At 67.2% G+C, this 14756-nt stretch carries 13 protein-coding genes; 7 read left to right on the plus strand and 6 right to left on the minus strand.

Features of this window, described 5'->3' with window-relative positions:
- Position 1: 1 nt before the first annotated feature.
- Together QMZ26_RS14825 and QMZ26_RS14830 are read left to right on the plus strand one after the other, a co-directional pair.
- Complete coding sequence (locus QMZ26_RS14825; RefSeq protein WP_200733918.1) at positions 2-712, plus strand: response regulator transcription factor; 711 nt, start codon at positions 2-4, stop codon at positions 710-712.
- On the plus strand, positions 696-1982 hold the full coding sequence (locus tag QMZ26_RS14830; protein ID WP_283221900.1) for a HAMP domain-containing sensor histidine kinase: 1287 nt from the start codon (positions 696-698) through the stop codon (positions 1980-1982). The genes QMZ26_RS14825 and QMZ26_RS14830 overlap by 17 nt, the downstream gene beginning before the upstream one ends.
- A 15-nt stretch (positions 1983-1997) precedes the next feature.
- Here QMZ26_RS14830 and QMZ26_RS14835 read toward each other — a convergent pair whose 3' ends face one another.
- Entirely contained in the window at positions 1998-2387 is a 390-nt protein-coding gene (locus QMZ26_RS14835; RefSeq protein WP_283221901.1) for a VOC family protein, read from the minus strand.
- A 166-nt stretch (positions 2388-2553) separates the two neighbouring features.
- On the opposite strand from QMZ26_RS14835, the gene QMZ26_RS14840 reads away from it, so the two are divergent.
- Together QMZ26_RS14840 and QMZ26_RS14845 are read left to right on the plus strand one after the other, a co-directional pair.
- Positions 2554-3804, plus strand: coding sequence for a DUF819 family protein (locus QMZ26_RS14840; RefSeq protein WP_283221902.1), 1251 nt, complete (start codon positions 2554-2556; stop codon positions 3802-3804).
- 189 nt (positions 3805-3993) lie between these two features.
- Positions 3994-5124, plus strand: a complete 1131-nt coding sequence (locus QMZ26_RS14845; RefSeq protein WP_283221903.1) for a DUF3103 family protein — start codon at positions 3994-3996, stop codon at positions 5122-5124.
- Positions 5125-5676: 552 nt separating this feature from the next.
- Here QMZ26_RS14845 and QMZ26_RS14850 read toward each other — a convergent pair.
- Together QMZ26_RS14850 and QMZ26_RS14855 are read right to left on the minus strand one after the other, a co-directional pair.
- Positions 5677-5901 carry a CstA-like transporter-associated (seleno)protein gene (locus tag QMZ26_RS14850; protein ID WP_049467479.1) on the minus strand — a complete coding sequence of 75 codons (225 nt, stop codon included), beginning with the start codon at positions 5899-5901 and terminating at the stop codon, positions 5677-5679.
- Positions 5901-7982: a carbon starvation CstA family protein gene (locus QMZ26_RS14855; protein ID WP_108758047.1), complete on the minus strand. Its 2082-nt coding sequence runs from the start codon at positions 7980-7982 to the stop codon at positions 5901-5903. The genes QMZ26_RS14850 and QMZ26_RS14855 overlap by 1 nt, the downstream gene beginning before the upstream one ends.
- A 233-nt stretch (positions 7983-8215) precedes the next feature.
- Here QMZ26_RS14855 and QMZ26_RS14860 point away from each other — a divergent pair, with 233 nt between their 5' ends.
- On the plus strand, positions 8216-9067 hold the full coding sequence (locus QMZ26_RS14860; protein WP_108758049.1) for a pirin family protein: 852 nt from the start codon (positions 8216-8218) through the stop codon (positions 9065-9067).
- 129 nt (positions 9068-9196) lie between these two features.
- Here QMZ26_RS14860 and QMZ26_RS14865 read toward each other — a convergent pair whose 3' ends face one another.
- The 3 genes from QMZ26_RS14865 to QMZ26_RS14875 form a co-directional block, all read right to left on the minus strand.
- Positions 9197-9655 (minus strand): hypothetical protein, encoded by a 459-nt coding sequence (locus QMZ26_RS14865; protein WP_283221904.1) that lies wholly within the window; start codon positions 9653-9655, stop codon positions 9197-9199.
- 214 nt (positions 9656-9869) lie between these two features.
- Entirely contained in the window at positions 9870-10733 is an 864-nt protein-coding gene (locus QMZ26_RS14870) for a pirin family protein (protein WP_283221911.1), read from the minus strand.
- A gap of 585 nt (positions 10734-11318) precedes the next feature.
- On the minus strand, positions 11319-13382 hold the full coding sequence (locus tag QMZ26_RS14875) for a 3-hydroxyacyl-CoA dehydrogenase NAD-binding domain-containing protein (protein WP_283221905.1): 2064 nt from the start codon (positions 13380-13382) through the stop codon (positions 11319-11321).
- Positions 13383-13616: 234 nt separating this feature from the next.
- On the opposite strand from QMZ26_RS14875, the gene rpoE reads away from it, so the two are divergent.
- Positions 13617-14237, plus strand: a complete 621-nt coding sequence (gene rpoE, locus QMZ26_RS14880; protein WP_283221906.1) for an RNA polymerase sigma factor RpoE — start codon at positions 13617-13619, stop codon at positions 14235-14237.
- Positions 14234-14756 (plus strand): sigma-E factor negative regulatory protein (locus tag QMZ26_RS14885; protein WP_283221907.1); only part of this gene is annotated, 523 nt, incomplete at its 3' end. The genes rpoE and QMZ26_RS14885, both read left to right, overlap by 4 nt.

Below are 14756 nucleotides of genomic sequence, written 5' to 3' on the forward strand. Positions count from 1 at the left end.
CATGCGCCTGTTGGTGATCGAGGACAACCGCCAGTTGGTGGCCAACCTGTTCGACTATTTCGAGTCGCGCGGGCACGTGCTGGACGTGGCCCCCGATGGCATCACCGGCCTGCACCTGGCGGGCAGCCACCCTTACGACGCGGTCATCCTGGACTGGATGCTGCCACGCATGGAAGGGCCGGAAGTGCTGCGCCGCCTGCGCGCGGACCAGGGTTCGGAAGTGCCGGTGATCATGCTGACCGCCCGCGACGAGCTGCCGGACAAGATTGCCGGGTTCCGCGCCGGCGCCGATGACTACCTGACCAAGCCCTTCGCCCTGCCCGAGCTGGAAGTGCGGCTGGAGGCCCTGCTGACGCGCGCGCAGGGGCGCAACCCACGCAAGCGCCTGCAGGTGGCTGACCTGGTGCTGGACCTGGCCACCCTGGAGGCCCAGCGTGGCGGCCAGGCGCTGCACCTGTACCCGGCCTGCCGCAAGCTGCTGGAAGTGCTGATGCGCGCCAGCCCCGGCGCGGTCACCCGCCAGCAGCTGGAGTTCGCCCTGTGGGGCGACGAACCGCCGGATGGCGACCTGCTGCGTTCGCACGTCTATGAACTGCGCCGCAGCGTGGACGGCCCCTTCAACGACAAGCTGATCCACACCCTGCCGCGCGTGGGCTACCGGTTGGCGGCCAGCGGCAGTGCAGGCAATGGAAACGATGAAGAAGGCGCGTAAGCCGGGGCCGCTGTACCGGCGCGTGATCGGCTGGCTGCTGGGCTACCTGGCGCTGATCTCGCTGGCGGTGTTCAGCGTCGGCAACTACGTGCACGAGCACGCCGAGCATGCGGCTTGGCGCGCGCTGCTCAATTCCGAACTGGACAGCATCGTCGAGCACACCGAGCACGAGCCGCAGTACCACTGGCAGGATTCGGACACGCTCAGCCTCTACCGCTTCGACGAGACCAACATGCCGGCCACCCTGCGCGGCCTGCATCCGGGCCTGCACGACGGGGTGATGGTCGGCGAGCGCGAGACCGCGGTGATGGTGCGCGACACCGCATCGATGGGGCGCGTGGCGCTGGCGCTGGACATCTCCGACTTCCACGACCTGGAGCAGTTCGCCACGCGCTGGGTGATGCTGGCCGGCATCATCATGGTCTTCGTCACCGTGCTGATGGCGTCCTTCGGCATGGAACGGGTGGTGCGCCCGCTAAGCCTGCTGGCCCACCACATCGGTGCGCTGCGGCCCGGCGAGCAGGGCCAACGCATTGATGTCGACCCGCGCGGCAGCTCCGAACTGCATACGATCGCCGATGCGCTCAACGACTACCTCGACCGCAACGAGCAGTTCGTCGAGCGCGAGCGGGTGTTCATCAGTACGGCCAGCCACGAGCTGCGCACGCCCATCGCGGTGATGACCGGCGCGGCCGAACTGGCGCTGGAACAGCCGGGGCTGCCCGAGCGCGCACGCCAGCAGATGCAGCGCGTGCTGCGTACGGCGCAGGGCGTGGAGCAGCTGATCGAGCTGCTGCTGGTGCTGGCCCGTGATCCGGCCCGGCTGGCCGCGCGTGCCGAGCGCATCGCGCTGGAACAACTGCTGCCGGAGATCGTTGCCGACCATCGCCATCTGCTGGGGGACAAGGATTTGACCATCGGCATCCAGTCCGCGCCGGTGGACATCGTGGCCCCGCTGGCCGTGGTGCAGGCCGCGATCGGCAACCTGCTGCGCAACGCCATCGAGAACAGTGGCCGTGGCCATATCGAACTGCGCCTGAGCCCGCAGGCCGTGCTGACCCTGCAGGACCCGGGCCATGGCATGGCGCCGGAGGAAATCGCCGCCATCCACGCGCGCATGGCCCGTGGTGAGCGTGCCGACCGCGGCGGCATCGGCCTGGACCTGATCGCCCGCCTGTGCGAACACCTGGGCTGGACCCTGCACCTGCAACCGGTCGAGCCGCGCGGCACCCTGGTCACCCTCGATTTTGGTGCGTCGCGTCCGGGCTGACCGGTCGCCTTTCCCTCACCGGGCCTTCGGGCGCTCCACGTGCTGGTCGATCAGGATCACATTGCCATCAGGATCGGCCAGCTGCAGGTAGCCGGTGCCCTGGCCATCGGGATCGGTGCGTGCCGTCAGCGCGAGGCCCTGTGCATCCAGCGCATCCTGCAGTTCGCGCACATCCTGGAACTGGCCCAGTTCCTGCCGGTACTGGTCCCAGCCCGGGTTGAAGGTCAGCAGGTTGCCTTCGAACATGCCCTGGAACAGGCCGATCACGATGCCATCGTTGCGCAGCACCAGCCAGTTGCGTGCCGCATCACCGCCGCTCACCACGAAGCCCAGGGCTTCGTAGAACGCACGCGACGCCGCCAGATCCTTCACTGACAGGCTGACCGAGAAAGCACCCAGTTGCATGACAGGCTCCGATGGCGATGCGCCGTGGGGGATGGGGCAATTCTGGGCACGACGTCGTGCTGCGGCAAGCAGCGCAGCATGACCCGGCGTGAAGGCGATGTTAATCTCGGGCAACGCCGCATCCTGCGGCGTTTTTTTTCCGCTCTTTCGATCGACAGAGGATCCCATGCCGACCGAACCCGCTACTGCCCTGATCAGCAACGACATCGTGGGCCTCGGCCTGATTGCCGCCACCCTTGCCCTGATCTTCTGGGCCGCCAGCGGCCCGACCCCCCTGCTGAAGAAGATCTTCGCCTGGGTGCCGGCCCTGCTGCTGTGCTACTTCATTCCCGCCATCTACAACACTGCCGGTGTCATCGACGGCCACAACACCGCGCTGTACAACCCGGTGGCGCGCGACGTGCTGCTGCCGGCGGCGCTGGTCCTGCTGACGCTGTCGATCGACCTGAAGGGCATCGCCAAGCTTGGCCCCAAGCTGCTGGTCGTGTTCTGCGCCGGTACCGCCGGCATCATGCTGGGCGCCATCGTCTCCTTCCAGGTGATGAAGCTGATCCACCCGGAAACGGTGGCCGGCGACACCTGGGCAGGCATGGCTGCGCTGGCCGGCAGCTGGATCGGCGGCGGCGCCAACATGGTGGCCATGCGCGAGGTGTTTGGCACCGATGCCACCACCTTCGGCCAGTTCGCAGTGGTCGACGTGGCCTGTGCCAGCCTGTGGATGGCGATCCTGCTGTTCCTGGCCAACCGCGCGCAGCAGATCGATACGCGCAATGGCGCCGACACCCGCGCCATCGACGAGATGAAGGCGCGCATCAGTGCCTATGACGCGCAGAACGCCCGCATTCCCAGCATGACCGACCTGATGATCATCGTCGGGGTGGCGCTCGGGGGTGTCGGCCTGGCGCATGCCATCGCCGCGCCGCTGGCGGGCTGGTTCAAGGCCAACATCAGCTGGGCCAGCCAGTTCAGCCTGGACAGCCAGTTCGTCTGGGTCATCCTGTTGTCCACGGCGATGGGCCTGGGCCTGAGCTTCACCCGCGCGCGCCGGCTGGAAGCGGCCGGTGCCTCGCGACTGGGCACCGTGTTCCTGTATTTCCTGATCGCCTGCATCGGCATGCAGATGAACCTGCTGTCGCTCCTGGACCGGCCGTGGCTGTTCCTGCTCGGCGCCATCTGGATGGCGACCCACGTGCTGGTGCTGTGGATCGTGGCCAAACTGCTGCGTGCGCCGCTGTTCTTCTTCGCTATCGGGTCGCAGGGCAACATCGGTGCGGCGGCGTCGGCACCGGTGGTGGCGGCGGCATTCCATCCCTCGCTGGCGCCGGTGGGCGTGCTGCTGGGCACGGTGGGGTACGCCACCGGTACCGGCCTGGCCTACGTCACCGGTCTGATCCTGAAGTGGATGGCCAACGGCTGATCTCGTGTTGCCGGGCATGACGCATCCGGCGCCTACCACTGCCGGAACTGTGCGGCCGATAACGGATTATCGGCCGCAGGGCACGTAGCGTGGCGGCATGCGTCGCGTGGGGAAGCAGGGGGCTCGCGGCGCAGCCTCCGCTGGCGGCTGCCAGCCTTCCCGACAGGTGGGTTCATGACGAATCAATGGATGTTTCGTGCGTCGGCGCTGCTGGCGCTGATGCTGGGTAGTGCTTCGGCGCTGGCGCAGGCACCCCTGCAGGCGCGGCCTGCCGATGTGCAGGCGATCACCGATGCGAGTGCGCGCGACGTCGCCGCGCTCATCGCACAACCGGGCTTTGCCGACGCCGCGCGGTCGGCCCTGCGTGCGGCACCGGAACGTGGCGTCGCCCTGCAGCAGGTGGTGGCGCGTTTCGATCCGCAGGCGCGGACGTTGGCCAGCAGCAGCGTGGCCCGGCAGGATGGCCAGCTGCGGTTGCGCAAGGGCCTGCCGGAGCAGGGGCCTGCGCTGCTGCAACTGCGCGCCTATGTGCCCGAAGGCGCATCACTGGATGCCATCGCGCCGCACCAGCTGTGGGTGGCCAGCCTGCCACGCGGCAATGACCGCGACTGGACCACGCTGACCGCCTATGACGCACAGGGCCGCGCGCACCTGCTGGATGCGAAGCAGGCGCCGGACTTCCCCGTGCTGATCGTCGATGTCGATACCCGCCGCTCGGTGGCCGAGGGCATGGCCCTGGTCAACGCCGGCCTGCGCGAACGCGGCCTGCAGTCCCCCGAGCGCATCAGCATCGCTGCCAATGGCGCCAGCGCGTCGTTGGACATCACCCGGTTGGATCGCATCCGCCTGGCCGATGACCAGGAGCCGTGGGCACTGGGTGCGGCGGAAGTGTTCGCCGTCGTTTCCGGCTTGCAGGTCGACAAGACCGAGCCGGAAATGGTCACCGTCGACATGCCGTACCTGGACTATGACAACACCGATTACACCCCGCAGCAGGCGCTGGTGATCTGGGGCAACTACCGTTTCAACGCCGCCAACGTGCAGCTGTTCGAGGATGACGGCGATACCAATTACCAGGAACTGCTGGTGGCGTTGACCACCGGGGTGAAGACCGCGCTGGGTGTGTTCGCGCCGGAGTACGCGGTCATCGCCGACATCGCCGGTGCCATCCTCAATGCCATGCCGTCGTCCTGGTTCGCCAACGATATCGACTACCTGGACAGCTTCTACCTGCTGCAGCGCGGGCAGGCCTACACCGATCGCATGGGGGCAGCCAACAACGCCAAGGTCACGCTCACCCCCATCACCCTGGTGGAGTAGGCCGGCAGGGCTTGCAGCCCTGCACCTGCTCAATGCAACGGCAAAGGCCAAATCAAGATCAAAAGCGGCATTCCGTGGGTTGGCGAGGTGGGTCCGGTTGCGGGGGACGCCGTAAATCCGTCCATGGAGGCTCGGTCGCGCCATCCATGGCGCTCACGCCCCCGCAACCGGACCCACCCCGCCTTCGACAGTTTCCTGCGAGCTGTTGGAACCTGCTGCTGTTGGTGGGTGCCGACCGTTGGTCGGCACATGTGTCAGATATCGATAAACAAAATGGGGTCAGATCCGTTTCCTTCGGGAAACGGATCTGACCCCGCATGTGTCTCGCCGTCACCGGCAATCTGTCGAAGGTGGGGCGGTGTCGGATTGCGGGGTGTCCGCCGCATGGATGCGGCGGCCAAGCCTACAGGGACGTACTTGCGGCGTCCCCGCAATCCGACACCGCCCCGCCAACCAAACAGAAACCCAGAGCCGACGCTTTAGCAGTTGCAGTTGCACCTGCTGTTGAATCGGCGGGCGCCGGGCTGCAAGCCCGGCACCCACCCAAAAAGCTCAACAGCAGCGACCGCCGTTGCGACCGCCATACCGCGCTTCCTGCCGCTCACGGAAGAACGTCTTGTAGTCCATCGGCTCCTGGTCCGGATGCTTCTCCAGCATGTGCCGGACGTAGTTGTCGTAATCAGGAATCCCACAGCACAGGCGAGCGGTCTGCACCAGGCGCCGCCAGATGCGGCGGTGCGCCTGGTACTGGCCGACGGGAACGAGTTGCGTGCTCATTACAGATCCACCATTTCGTGCGGCTTCAGTGCCACGTACGGGGTCTCGCGGTCACTGCGCTGCGGATTGCGGCGCGCCGCCAGGATGGTCTTGATCGAATACACCAGCACCGCACCCACCACCAGCAGGAACAGCGAGGTCAGGCCCGTGTTGACGTAGGCATTGACCACGATCTGCTGCATCTGCGCCACCGACTTGGCCGGCGCGGTAATGGTGTCGCTGGCGATGGCCGCCTGGTACTTGTGCGCCTGCGCCAGGAAGCCCTGTGCCGGGTTGCTGTCGAAGATCTTGATGAAGCCCGCGTAGGTGGTGCAGATCAGCAGCCACACCGCCGGCAGCGCGGTCACCCACGCATAGCGGTCACGCTTCATCTTGAACAGCACCACCGTGCCCAGCATCAGCGCGATACCGGCCAGCATCTGGTTGGAGATACCGAACAGCGGCCACAGCGTCTGGATGCCGCCGAACGGGTCGACCACACCGGTGTAGAGCAGGTAGCCCCACAGCGCCACGCAGCCGGCGGTGCCGATGATGTTGGCCGTCCACGATTCGGTCTTCTTCAGCGCCGGGATGAAGTTGCCCAGCAGGTCCTGCAGCATGAAGCGACCGGCACGGGTACCGGCATCGACTGCGGTCAGGATGAACAGCGCTTCGAACAGGATCGCGAAGTGGTACCAGAACGCCATCATCGCGTCGCTGCTGCTGGGGATCGCCTCGTGCAGGATCTGCGCGATACCAACCGCCAGCGTGGGGGCGCCACCGGCGCGATGCAGGATCGTCGGTTCACCGATGGCCGCCGCCGTCGCGGTCAGCTGTTCCGGGCTGATGGTGAAGCCCCAGGTGTTGGTGATGAAGTGCGCCGCCGAGGCCGCATCGGCACCGATCACGGCCGCCGGGCTGTTCATTGCGAAGTAGATGCCCGGATCGATGATCGAGGCCGCCACCAGCGCCATCACTGCCACGAACGATTCCATCAGCATGCCGCCGTAGCCGATGTAGCGCATGTGCGCTTCATTGGCGAGCAGCTTGGGCGTGGTGCCGGAGGAGATCAGTGCGTGGAAGCCGGACACCGCGCCGCAGGCAATGGTGATGAACAGGAACGGGAACATGCCGCCCTTCCACACCGGGCCGTCGCCACTGGCGGCGAACTGGGTCAGGGCCGGCATCTTCAGTTCCGGCATGACCACCAGGATGCCGATCGCCAGGGCGATGATCGTGCCGATCTTCAGGAAGGTGGACAGGTAGTCGCGCGGGGCCAGCAGCAGCCACACCGGCAGCACCGAGGCGACGAAACCATAGCCGATCAGCATCCAGGTGATCTGGGTACCGGTGAAGGTGAAGGCCGGGCCCCAGGTCGGGTCCGCCGCCACCTTGCCGCCGAACCAGATCGCGGCCAGCAGCAGGATCAGGCCGACCACCGAGATCTCGCCGATCTTGCCGGGGCGGATGTAGCGCATGTACACGCCCATCAGGATCGCGATGGGCATCGTCGCGATCACCGTGAACATGCCCCAGGGGCTTTCGGCCAGTGCCTTGACCACCACCATCGCCAGCACCGCCAGGATGATGATCATGATCAGGAAGGCGCCGAACAGCGCGATGGTGCCGGGCACCTGGCCCATTTCCTCACGCACCAGGTCGCCCAGCGAACGGCCGTTGCGGCGGCTGGACAGGAACAGGACCACGAAGTCCTGCACCGCGCCGGCCAGCACCACGCCCACCACCAGCCACAGCAGGCCGGGCAGGTAGCCCATCTGCGCGGCCAGCACCGGGCCGACCAGCGGGCCAGCGCCGGCGATGGCGGCGAAGTGGTGGCCGAACAGCACGTGCTTGTTGGTCGGGACGTAGTCCAGGCCATCGTTGTTGATCACCGCCGGGGTGGCCCGGGTCGGATCGAGCTGCATCACCTTGTCGGCGATGAACAGGCTGTAGAAGCGGTAGGCCACCAGGTACAGCGATACCGCGGCGACCACGATCCACAATGCGTTGATGTGCTCGCCGCGGCGCAGGGCCACGGTGCCCAGACAGAATGCCCCAAGCAGGGCGAGGGCCGCCCAGCCTATTTTGGAAAACCCTTTCATGAGGTGCTCTCTCCCGGAAAGATGTTCAAAGAGTCCCGCGTGACCTGTGCACGGTCAATGTGTGCGGCACTTTTCTGCGGTAGTACTTTGGTCGAACACAACGCAGGCGCCGCCGCGCGGCGGACATGACGCCCGGCGAACACCAGTGGTGGAACAATCGGTTGCGGTGCCGCCCATTGGCGTTGCGGCGTGCGGCGTCCATCTTCATCGGCATCCATCCAACAGGAGTCGCCATGAGCCTTCCCGAGCCGGTGCGCGTGCAGCGCACCATCCGTGGCATGCCCACCTCCGACGGTGCCGGCGTGCGCCTGACCCGCGTCATCGGCGGCCCGTCGCTGCCCGACCTCGATCCGTTCCTGCTGCTGGATGAATTCGGCACCGATCGTGCCGAGGACTACATCGCCGGCTTCCCGGAACACCCGCACCGTGGCTTCGAGACCGTCACCTACATGCTCGACGGGCGCATGCGCCACCGCGACAACCACGGCAACGAAGGCCTGCTGACCCCGGGCAGCGTGCAGTGGATGACCGCTGGCCGCGGCCTGGTCCATTCGGAAATGCCGGAGCAGGAAAGCGGGCAGATGCGCGGTTTCCAGCTGTGGGTCAACCTGCCGGCGCGCGACAAGATGACCGACCCCAAGTACCAGGAATTCGCGCCCGAGCGCATTCCGGTGGTGCAGCCGGCGGCGGGCGTGGAGGTGAAGGTGATCGCCGGTACCGTCGATGGCACGGCCGGCCCGATCGCCCAGCCGGCCACCGATCCGGTGTACCTGGACATCCGCCTGGAAGCCGACCGCGCCTGGACCTACACGCTGCCGGAAGGGCACAACGCCTTCGCTTATGTTTTCGAGGGCGGGGTGACGGTGGGCGAACAGGACGCCGCGCGTGACGTGGCGCGCCAGGAACTGGCGGTGCTGGGCGGCGGCGAGCAGCTGCACCTGTCGGCCGGAAGCGAAGGCGCACGGCTGATCCTGGTGGCGGGTCGCCCGCTGCGCGAGCCGGTCATGCGCCACGGCCCGTTCGTGATGAACACCCGGCAGGAGCTGATGCAGGCCTTCGTGGATTTCCAGGAAGGCCGCTTCTGAGGTAGTGCCGGCCGCTGGCCGGCAACCGCCTGCGATGGCGGCAGACGAGCGTGCCGGCCAGCGGCCGGCACTACCGATCGATCGGGTTGAAGTGCGGGGATGCTGCCAGGCAGTCATCCTCGCAACCCCTCAGCGACCGTCGGCCACGGCCGACGGGGTCAGGCTCATGCCCTGCGCCAGCTGCTGCAGGCTGCTTAGTTCCTGGCTGCTGTCCGGGTACAGCGCGATCTGCGCATAGCGTCCCTTGTCCAGCTTGACCACGCTGATGCGCCGTTCTGCATAGCCGGGCGGCTGCTGGCCGCCCAGGTCGGGCTGGTACCAGTACATCGATTCACCGCCGAAGCTGCCTTTTTCCTGGCGCAGCGAGCGGCTGAGTGGAATGCCCGGGTCGCGCTGGCTGAGCATCAGGCTCAGCACTTCGCGGCCTTCGGCGGTGGCCGCACGGCACACCACGAAATCGGGCTGTGCCTGCTGCTGCCATTGCAGGCCACTGCTGGCGGGCAGCGACGGGCACTCGACCGGAGCCTGTGCGGCGGCATGGGCCGCGACGAACAGCAGGCTCGACAACACAACAGGCACGAACTTCATGCATCCCCCAAGGTGGCGTGTCGCAAGGCTTCACCGGCGCGCCGGTGGCGGTGGCATCCCATCCCCGGATGCCGTGGCCGTCCGCATGTGTACGGACGGTCATTCCGACCTTAACGGAACGTGAGCGATCGCACAAATTGCGGTTACAACCGTAACCATCACGCGGGGTAGAGTCGAGCTTGCTCGACTGCCGTCAACCGCGCTGCGGTCGACATCAGTACTGCGGCAGCGGAATGAATTCCTTGTCGTCGCCGGGGATGGTGCCGAAGCGCCCGGCTTCCCAATCGTGCTTGGCCTGTTCGATGCGTTCCTTGGAGCTGGACACGAAGTTCCACCACAGGTGGCGCGGGCCATCGAGCGGTTCGCCACCGAACAGCATCGCCTTCACCGGTGTCTTCGCACGCAGGCGGCCAACGGCGCCGGCCTCGGGGATGACCAGGTGCTGGGCCGGAATATCCACGCCATCCAGCTGCGCCTGGCCTTCGAGGATGTACAGCGCGCGTTCGCGATGGCCGTTGTCGATGTCGATCTCCGCATCCGGGTCGAGATCGATGGCCACGTTGAGCGTATCGGCGAAGACCTTCACCGGTGATTCCTCACCGTAGGCACGGCCGGCGATGACGCGCAGCCACGCGCCGTTGCGGCGCTGCTCGGGCAGGGTGGCGGCGGCATGGTGGTAGAACGCCGGTTCGACTTCCTCGTGCGACTTCGGCAGCGCGACCCAGGTCTGCATGCCGTGGATCGGGTTGTCGTGGCTGCGGTCCGGTGGCGGGGTGCGCTCGGAGTGGGCGATGCCGCGGCCGGCGGTCATCCAGTTCACGTCGCCGGGGCGGATGACCTGGTCCGAGCCCAGCGTATCGCGGTGGCCGATGGCGCCGGACCACAGGTAGGTGACGGTGGCCAGGCCGATATGCGGGTGCGGGCGCACGTCGATGGCGGTGCCGGGGTGCATGATGGCCGGGCCCATCTGGTCGACGAACACGAACGAGCCGATGCTGCGGGCCTGCAGGGTGGGCACTGCGCGGCGCACTTCCAGGCCGCCGATGTCGTGGACGCGCGGGGCGATGATGGTGGTCATGCGGGCGTTCTCGCTGGCAGGGATCAAGGGTGCCAGCATGGCATGCGGTCGTGATGGGTACATGCCCCATGCGGGTAACAGCCTGTTCCGTAGAGTCGAGCTTGCTCGACTGGGTTCCAGCCAACGGTGCAGCCCCTCGTGGCTGGGCTGGACGGTTCGTATCTCGTGGTGGGCCGGGCGGGTGGGCTGCGCAGGGGACGCTGCAAGTACGTCCATGTAAGCTCGGTCGCCGCATCCATGCGGCTCACGCCCCTGCGCAACCCACCCGCCCGGCCCCCGACAGTTTCCGGGCGCGTCAGCCACGGAAAAGAAAAAAGAAAATCAAAATCAAACGCCGGTCGCTTCGCTCGCATCCACGCATGGCGTGGATCTACTGCCGGACGCCGTTCCAGTAGATCCACGCCATGCGTGGATGAGTTCATTCGATATCTGACAGATGTGCCGACCAACGGTCGGCACCCACCACCAAGCCCATACCGCCCCGCCCAACAAACAGAAAAGCCAGAGCCGGCTGTTGCTCCGGCTCTGGCTTTTGCTCTGGATTTTGATCCAGCGGGTGCCGGGCCGCAGGCCCGGCCGACACACTCACACCACCGGTTCGCGCAGGACGGGGTTGTCCCAGCCCGGGCGCGGGGCGAAACGGTCGCCGTGGCGCTGCTGCAGCGCCTTCAGCCGCTCGACGATCGCATCGGCGCCCACCGCACGGATGTGCTGGATCGGACCCCCGCGGAACGGGGCAAACCCCGTACCGAAGATGACGCCCGCATCCAGCAGGTCCGCATCGGCCACCACGCCTTCGTGCAGGCAGGCTACCGCTTCGTTCAGCAGCGGCAGGATCAGGCGGTCTTCCAGGTCCGCCGGGGCCTGGTAGTCGCGGGCCACGTCCGGCTTCTTCGCCCGGCCGTTCTCCCAGGTGTAGATGCCTTGGCCATCCTTCTTGCCGCGCTTGGCCGGGTCCACCGTCGCCAGTGCCTCGGGCACCTGCAGGCCCAGGAACGGCGCCAGCTCCTTGCCCACGCCGGCGGCCACGTCCAGGCCCACCGTATCGATCAGCTCGATCGGGCCCATCGGCATGCCGAACTTCACCGCGGCCTTGTCGATCACCGGGCCCGGAATGCCTTCGGCATACGCGGTGGCCGCTTCCAGCATGTACGGGAACAGCACGCGGTTGACCAGGAAGCCCGGGCTGCCGGCCACCGGCACCGGGAACTTGCCCAGCGCCTTGCAGAACGCGGCCAGGCGACGCTCGGTTTCCGGCGCCATGCCGTCGTGGTGGATGATTTCCACCAGCGGCATCTGCGCCACCGGGTTGAAGTAGTGCAGGCCGGCAAACTGCGCCGGGCGCTGGATGTGGTCGCGCAGTTCCACCAGCGGAATCGAGGAGGTGTTGGTGGTCAGCAGCGCGTCCAGCTTCATCTTCGGTTCCAGCGTCTGGTACAGCGCACGCTTGGCCTCCGGGTTCTCGATGATCGCCTCGATGACCAGATCAGCCTCGGCCACGCCGTTGCCCTCCAGGTCGGCACGCAGGCGCGCGGCCACCGCCGGGCGCTTGCTCTCATCGCGCACCTTCTTGGCGAACAGCGCCTGCGCGCGTTCCATGGCCGGGTCGATGAAGCGCTGCTCGCGGTCCTGCAGGGTCACCTCGAAGCCCTTGTAGGCGGCCCAGGCGGCAATGTCGCCACCCATCACGCCGGCGCCGACCACGTGCACGTGGCGGATGCCGGCATCACCGCTGCCCAGGGCCTTCAGGCGCTCGGTCAGGAAGAAGATGCGGATCAGGTTGCGCGCGGTCGGCGTGCTGGCCAGCTTCACCACCGCGCGGCGCTCGGCGTCCAGGCGCGCCTGCACCGGCTTGCCGGCAGTGCGCTGCCAGGTGCTGATCAGCGCGTACGGCGCCGGGTACTGGTCCTTCTTGGCCTTGCGGGCGACCTGCTTGACCATCTGCGGGGCCAGCAGCTTGCGTGCCAGCCAGGTGTTGGTGGCCCAGGCGGTGGCGCGCTGCTTGAACGGGCGGGTGGTGCCGGACAGGGCCAGGGCCACGGCGGTATCGAGTACCACTGCCGGTGCCACCACCTTGTCCACCAGGCCGATGCCACGGGCGGCGGAGGCCGACAGGGTGCGGCCGGTCAGCATCATGTCCATCGCCGCCGGGGCGCCCACCAGCTGCGGCAGGCGCGCGCTGCCACCCCAGCCCGGGAAGATGCCCAGCTGGGTCTCTGGCAGGCCGATGCGGGTGCTGCTGTCATTGGAGGCCACGCGGTAGCGGCAGGCCAGCGCCAGCTCGGTGCCGCCGCCCAGGCAGTGGCCGTGGATGGCCGCCACGGTGGGGCAGGGCAGCTCGGCCAGCTTCTGGTAGGTGGACTGGCCACGGCGGATGGCATCGTTCACGGTGCCGCGCCGGTCGAACTCCTGGAACTCCTTCAGGTCCGCCCCGGCGATGAAGCCGGCCTTCTTCAGCGACTGGATGACCACGCCCTTGGGCGGGTCCAGGGCGATGCGCTCGAGCAGGTCGCCCAGCTCCAGCAGCACGTCCTGCGACATTGCGTTGACACTGCTGTCCTGACGATCCAGTGACAGCACGACCACGCCGTCATCGCGGATCTCGGGGTGCCAGTGGCTGAAGCGGAGACCATCGAAGCCTGAGAGCATGGACGTTCCATCCGGTTGTGTATGGAGAAGCGGCTATGATCCAGAGGTTGTTTCCCCCGCGTCAAATCCCTATAGCTGGGGGTGGCGACCCCGGATCCATGGCCCCGGACCGGGACGCTAGCGGAACGGTGGTTAAAAGCTGGTGCGGCGCCAGGTGATCGGCGACTGAACTTTTCCCGGGATTGGCAGTCTCATTGCCCGACGTCGGTTGGGCTGACAGGAGTGCGGCCCCTCATGGCCGATGTTGAAACACCACAGGAGCTGGATCTGGAACTGGTCCGGCGCGTGCAGCGCGGCGAGAGCGCGGCCTTCGATGTCCTGGTACGCAAGTACCAGCACCGGGTCGTCGGTCTGGTCGGTCGCTACATCGCCGACTGGAGCGAATGTCAGGACGTCGCCCAGGACACTTTCATCCGCGCCTACCGCGCGATCGGAAGTTTCCGTGGCGATGCCCAGTTCTCCACCTGGTTGCATCGGATCGCCGTGAACACCGCCAAAAACTACCTGGCTTCACACAATCGACGCCCGCCGACCGATGACATCGACGTCGGCGACGCCGAGCAGTTCGATACCGGAACACGCCTGCGCGACACCGACACGCCCGAACGCGAGTTGATGCGCCAGGAGCTGGAACAGACGGTGATGAAGGCCGTCAACGCGCTGCCGGAAGAACTCCGGTCGGCGATCACCCTGCGCGAGGTGGAAGGCCTGAGTTACGAGGAAATCGCGCAGAAGATGGGGTGCCCGATCGGCACCGTGCGGTCCCGGATCTTCCGGGCGCGCGAGGCGATCGACACCGAACTCCGGCCGCTGCTGGACATCGGCAGCGCCACCCGTGAGAAGAGCCGCGTATGACCCACAGTCCCCTGAACGAATCGCAGAACCACCAATCCCCCGCCGGCCAGCGCCTGGACCAGCGCCACCGCGAACAGCTGTCGGCCCTGGTCGATGGCGAGCTCGGTGCCGATGAGGCGCGCTTCCTGCTGCGCCGCATGGAACACGATCCGGAACTGTCCGGCAGCCAGGAACGCTGGCAGCTGCTCGGCGACGTGATGCGTGGCCAGGCGTCGCTGCTGGCCCCGGCCGGTTTCAGCGCCGCCGTGGCCGCCGCCATCGCCGCCGAACCGGCACCGCAGGCCGAGCCGCGCCGCCAGGTGCGCCGCACCGGTTGGCGTGCCTGGGGCGGTGGTGCCGCATTGGCCGCCTCGGTGGCCGCCGTGGCCCTGTTCATGGGCGGCGAGAAGCTGAAGGATGCCGGCCCTGGCGAGCCCCTGCCGCCGCAGGTGGTGGCCAGCCAGGCAGAACTGGCGCCTGCGCCCGACCAGGCCGCGGTGACCGAAGCCTCGGCCGACGCCGCTGCGATGGCTGTGGCCG

This window comes from Stenotrophomonas sp. PFBMAA-4, from assembly GCF_030053215.1.
Lineage (GTDB): Bacteria > Pseudomonadota > Gammaproteobacteria > Xanthomonadales > Xanthomonadaceae > Stenotrophomonas.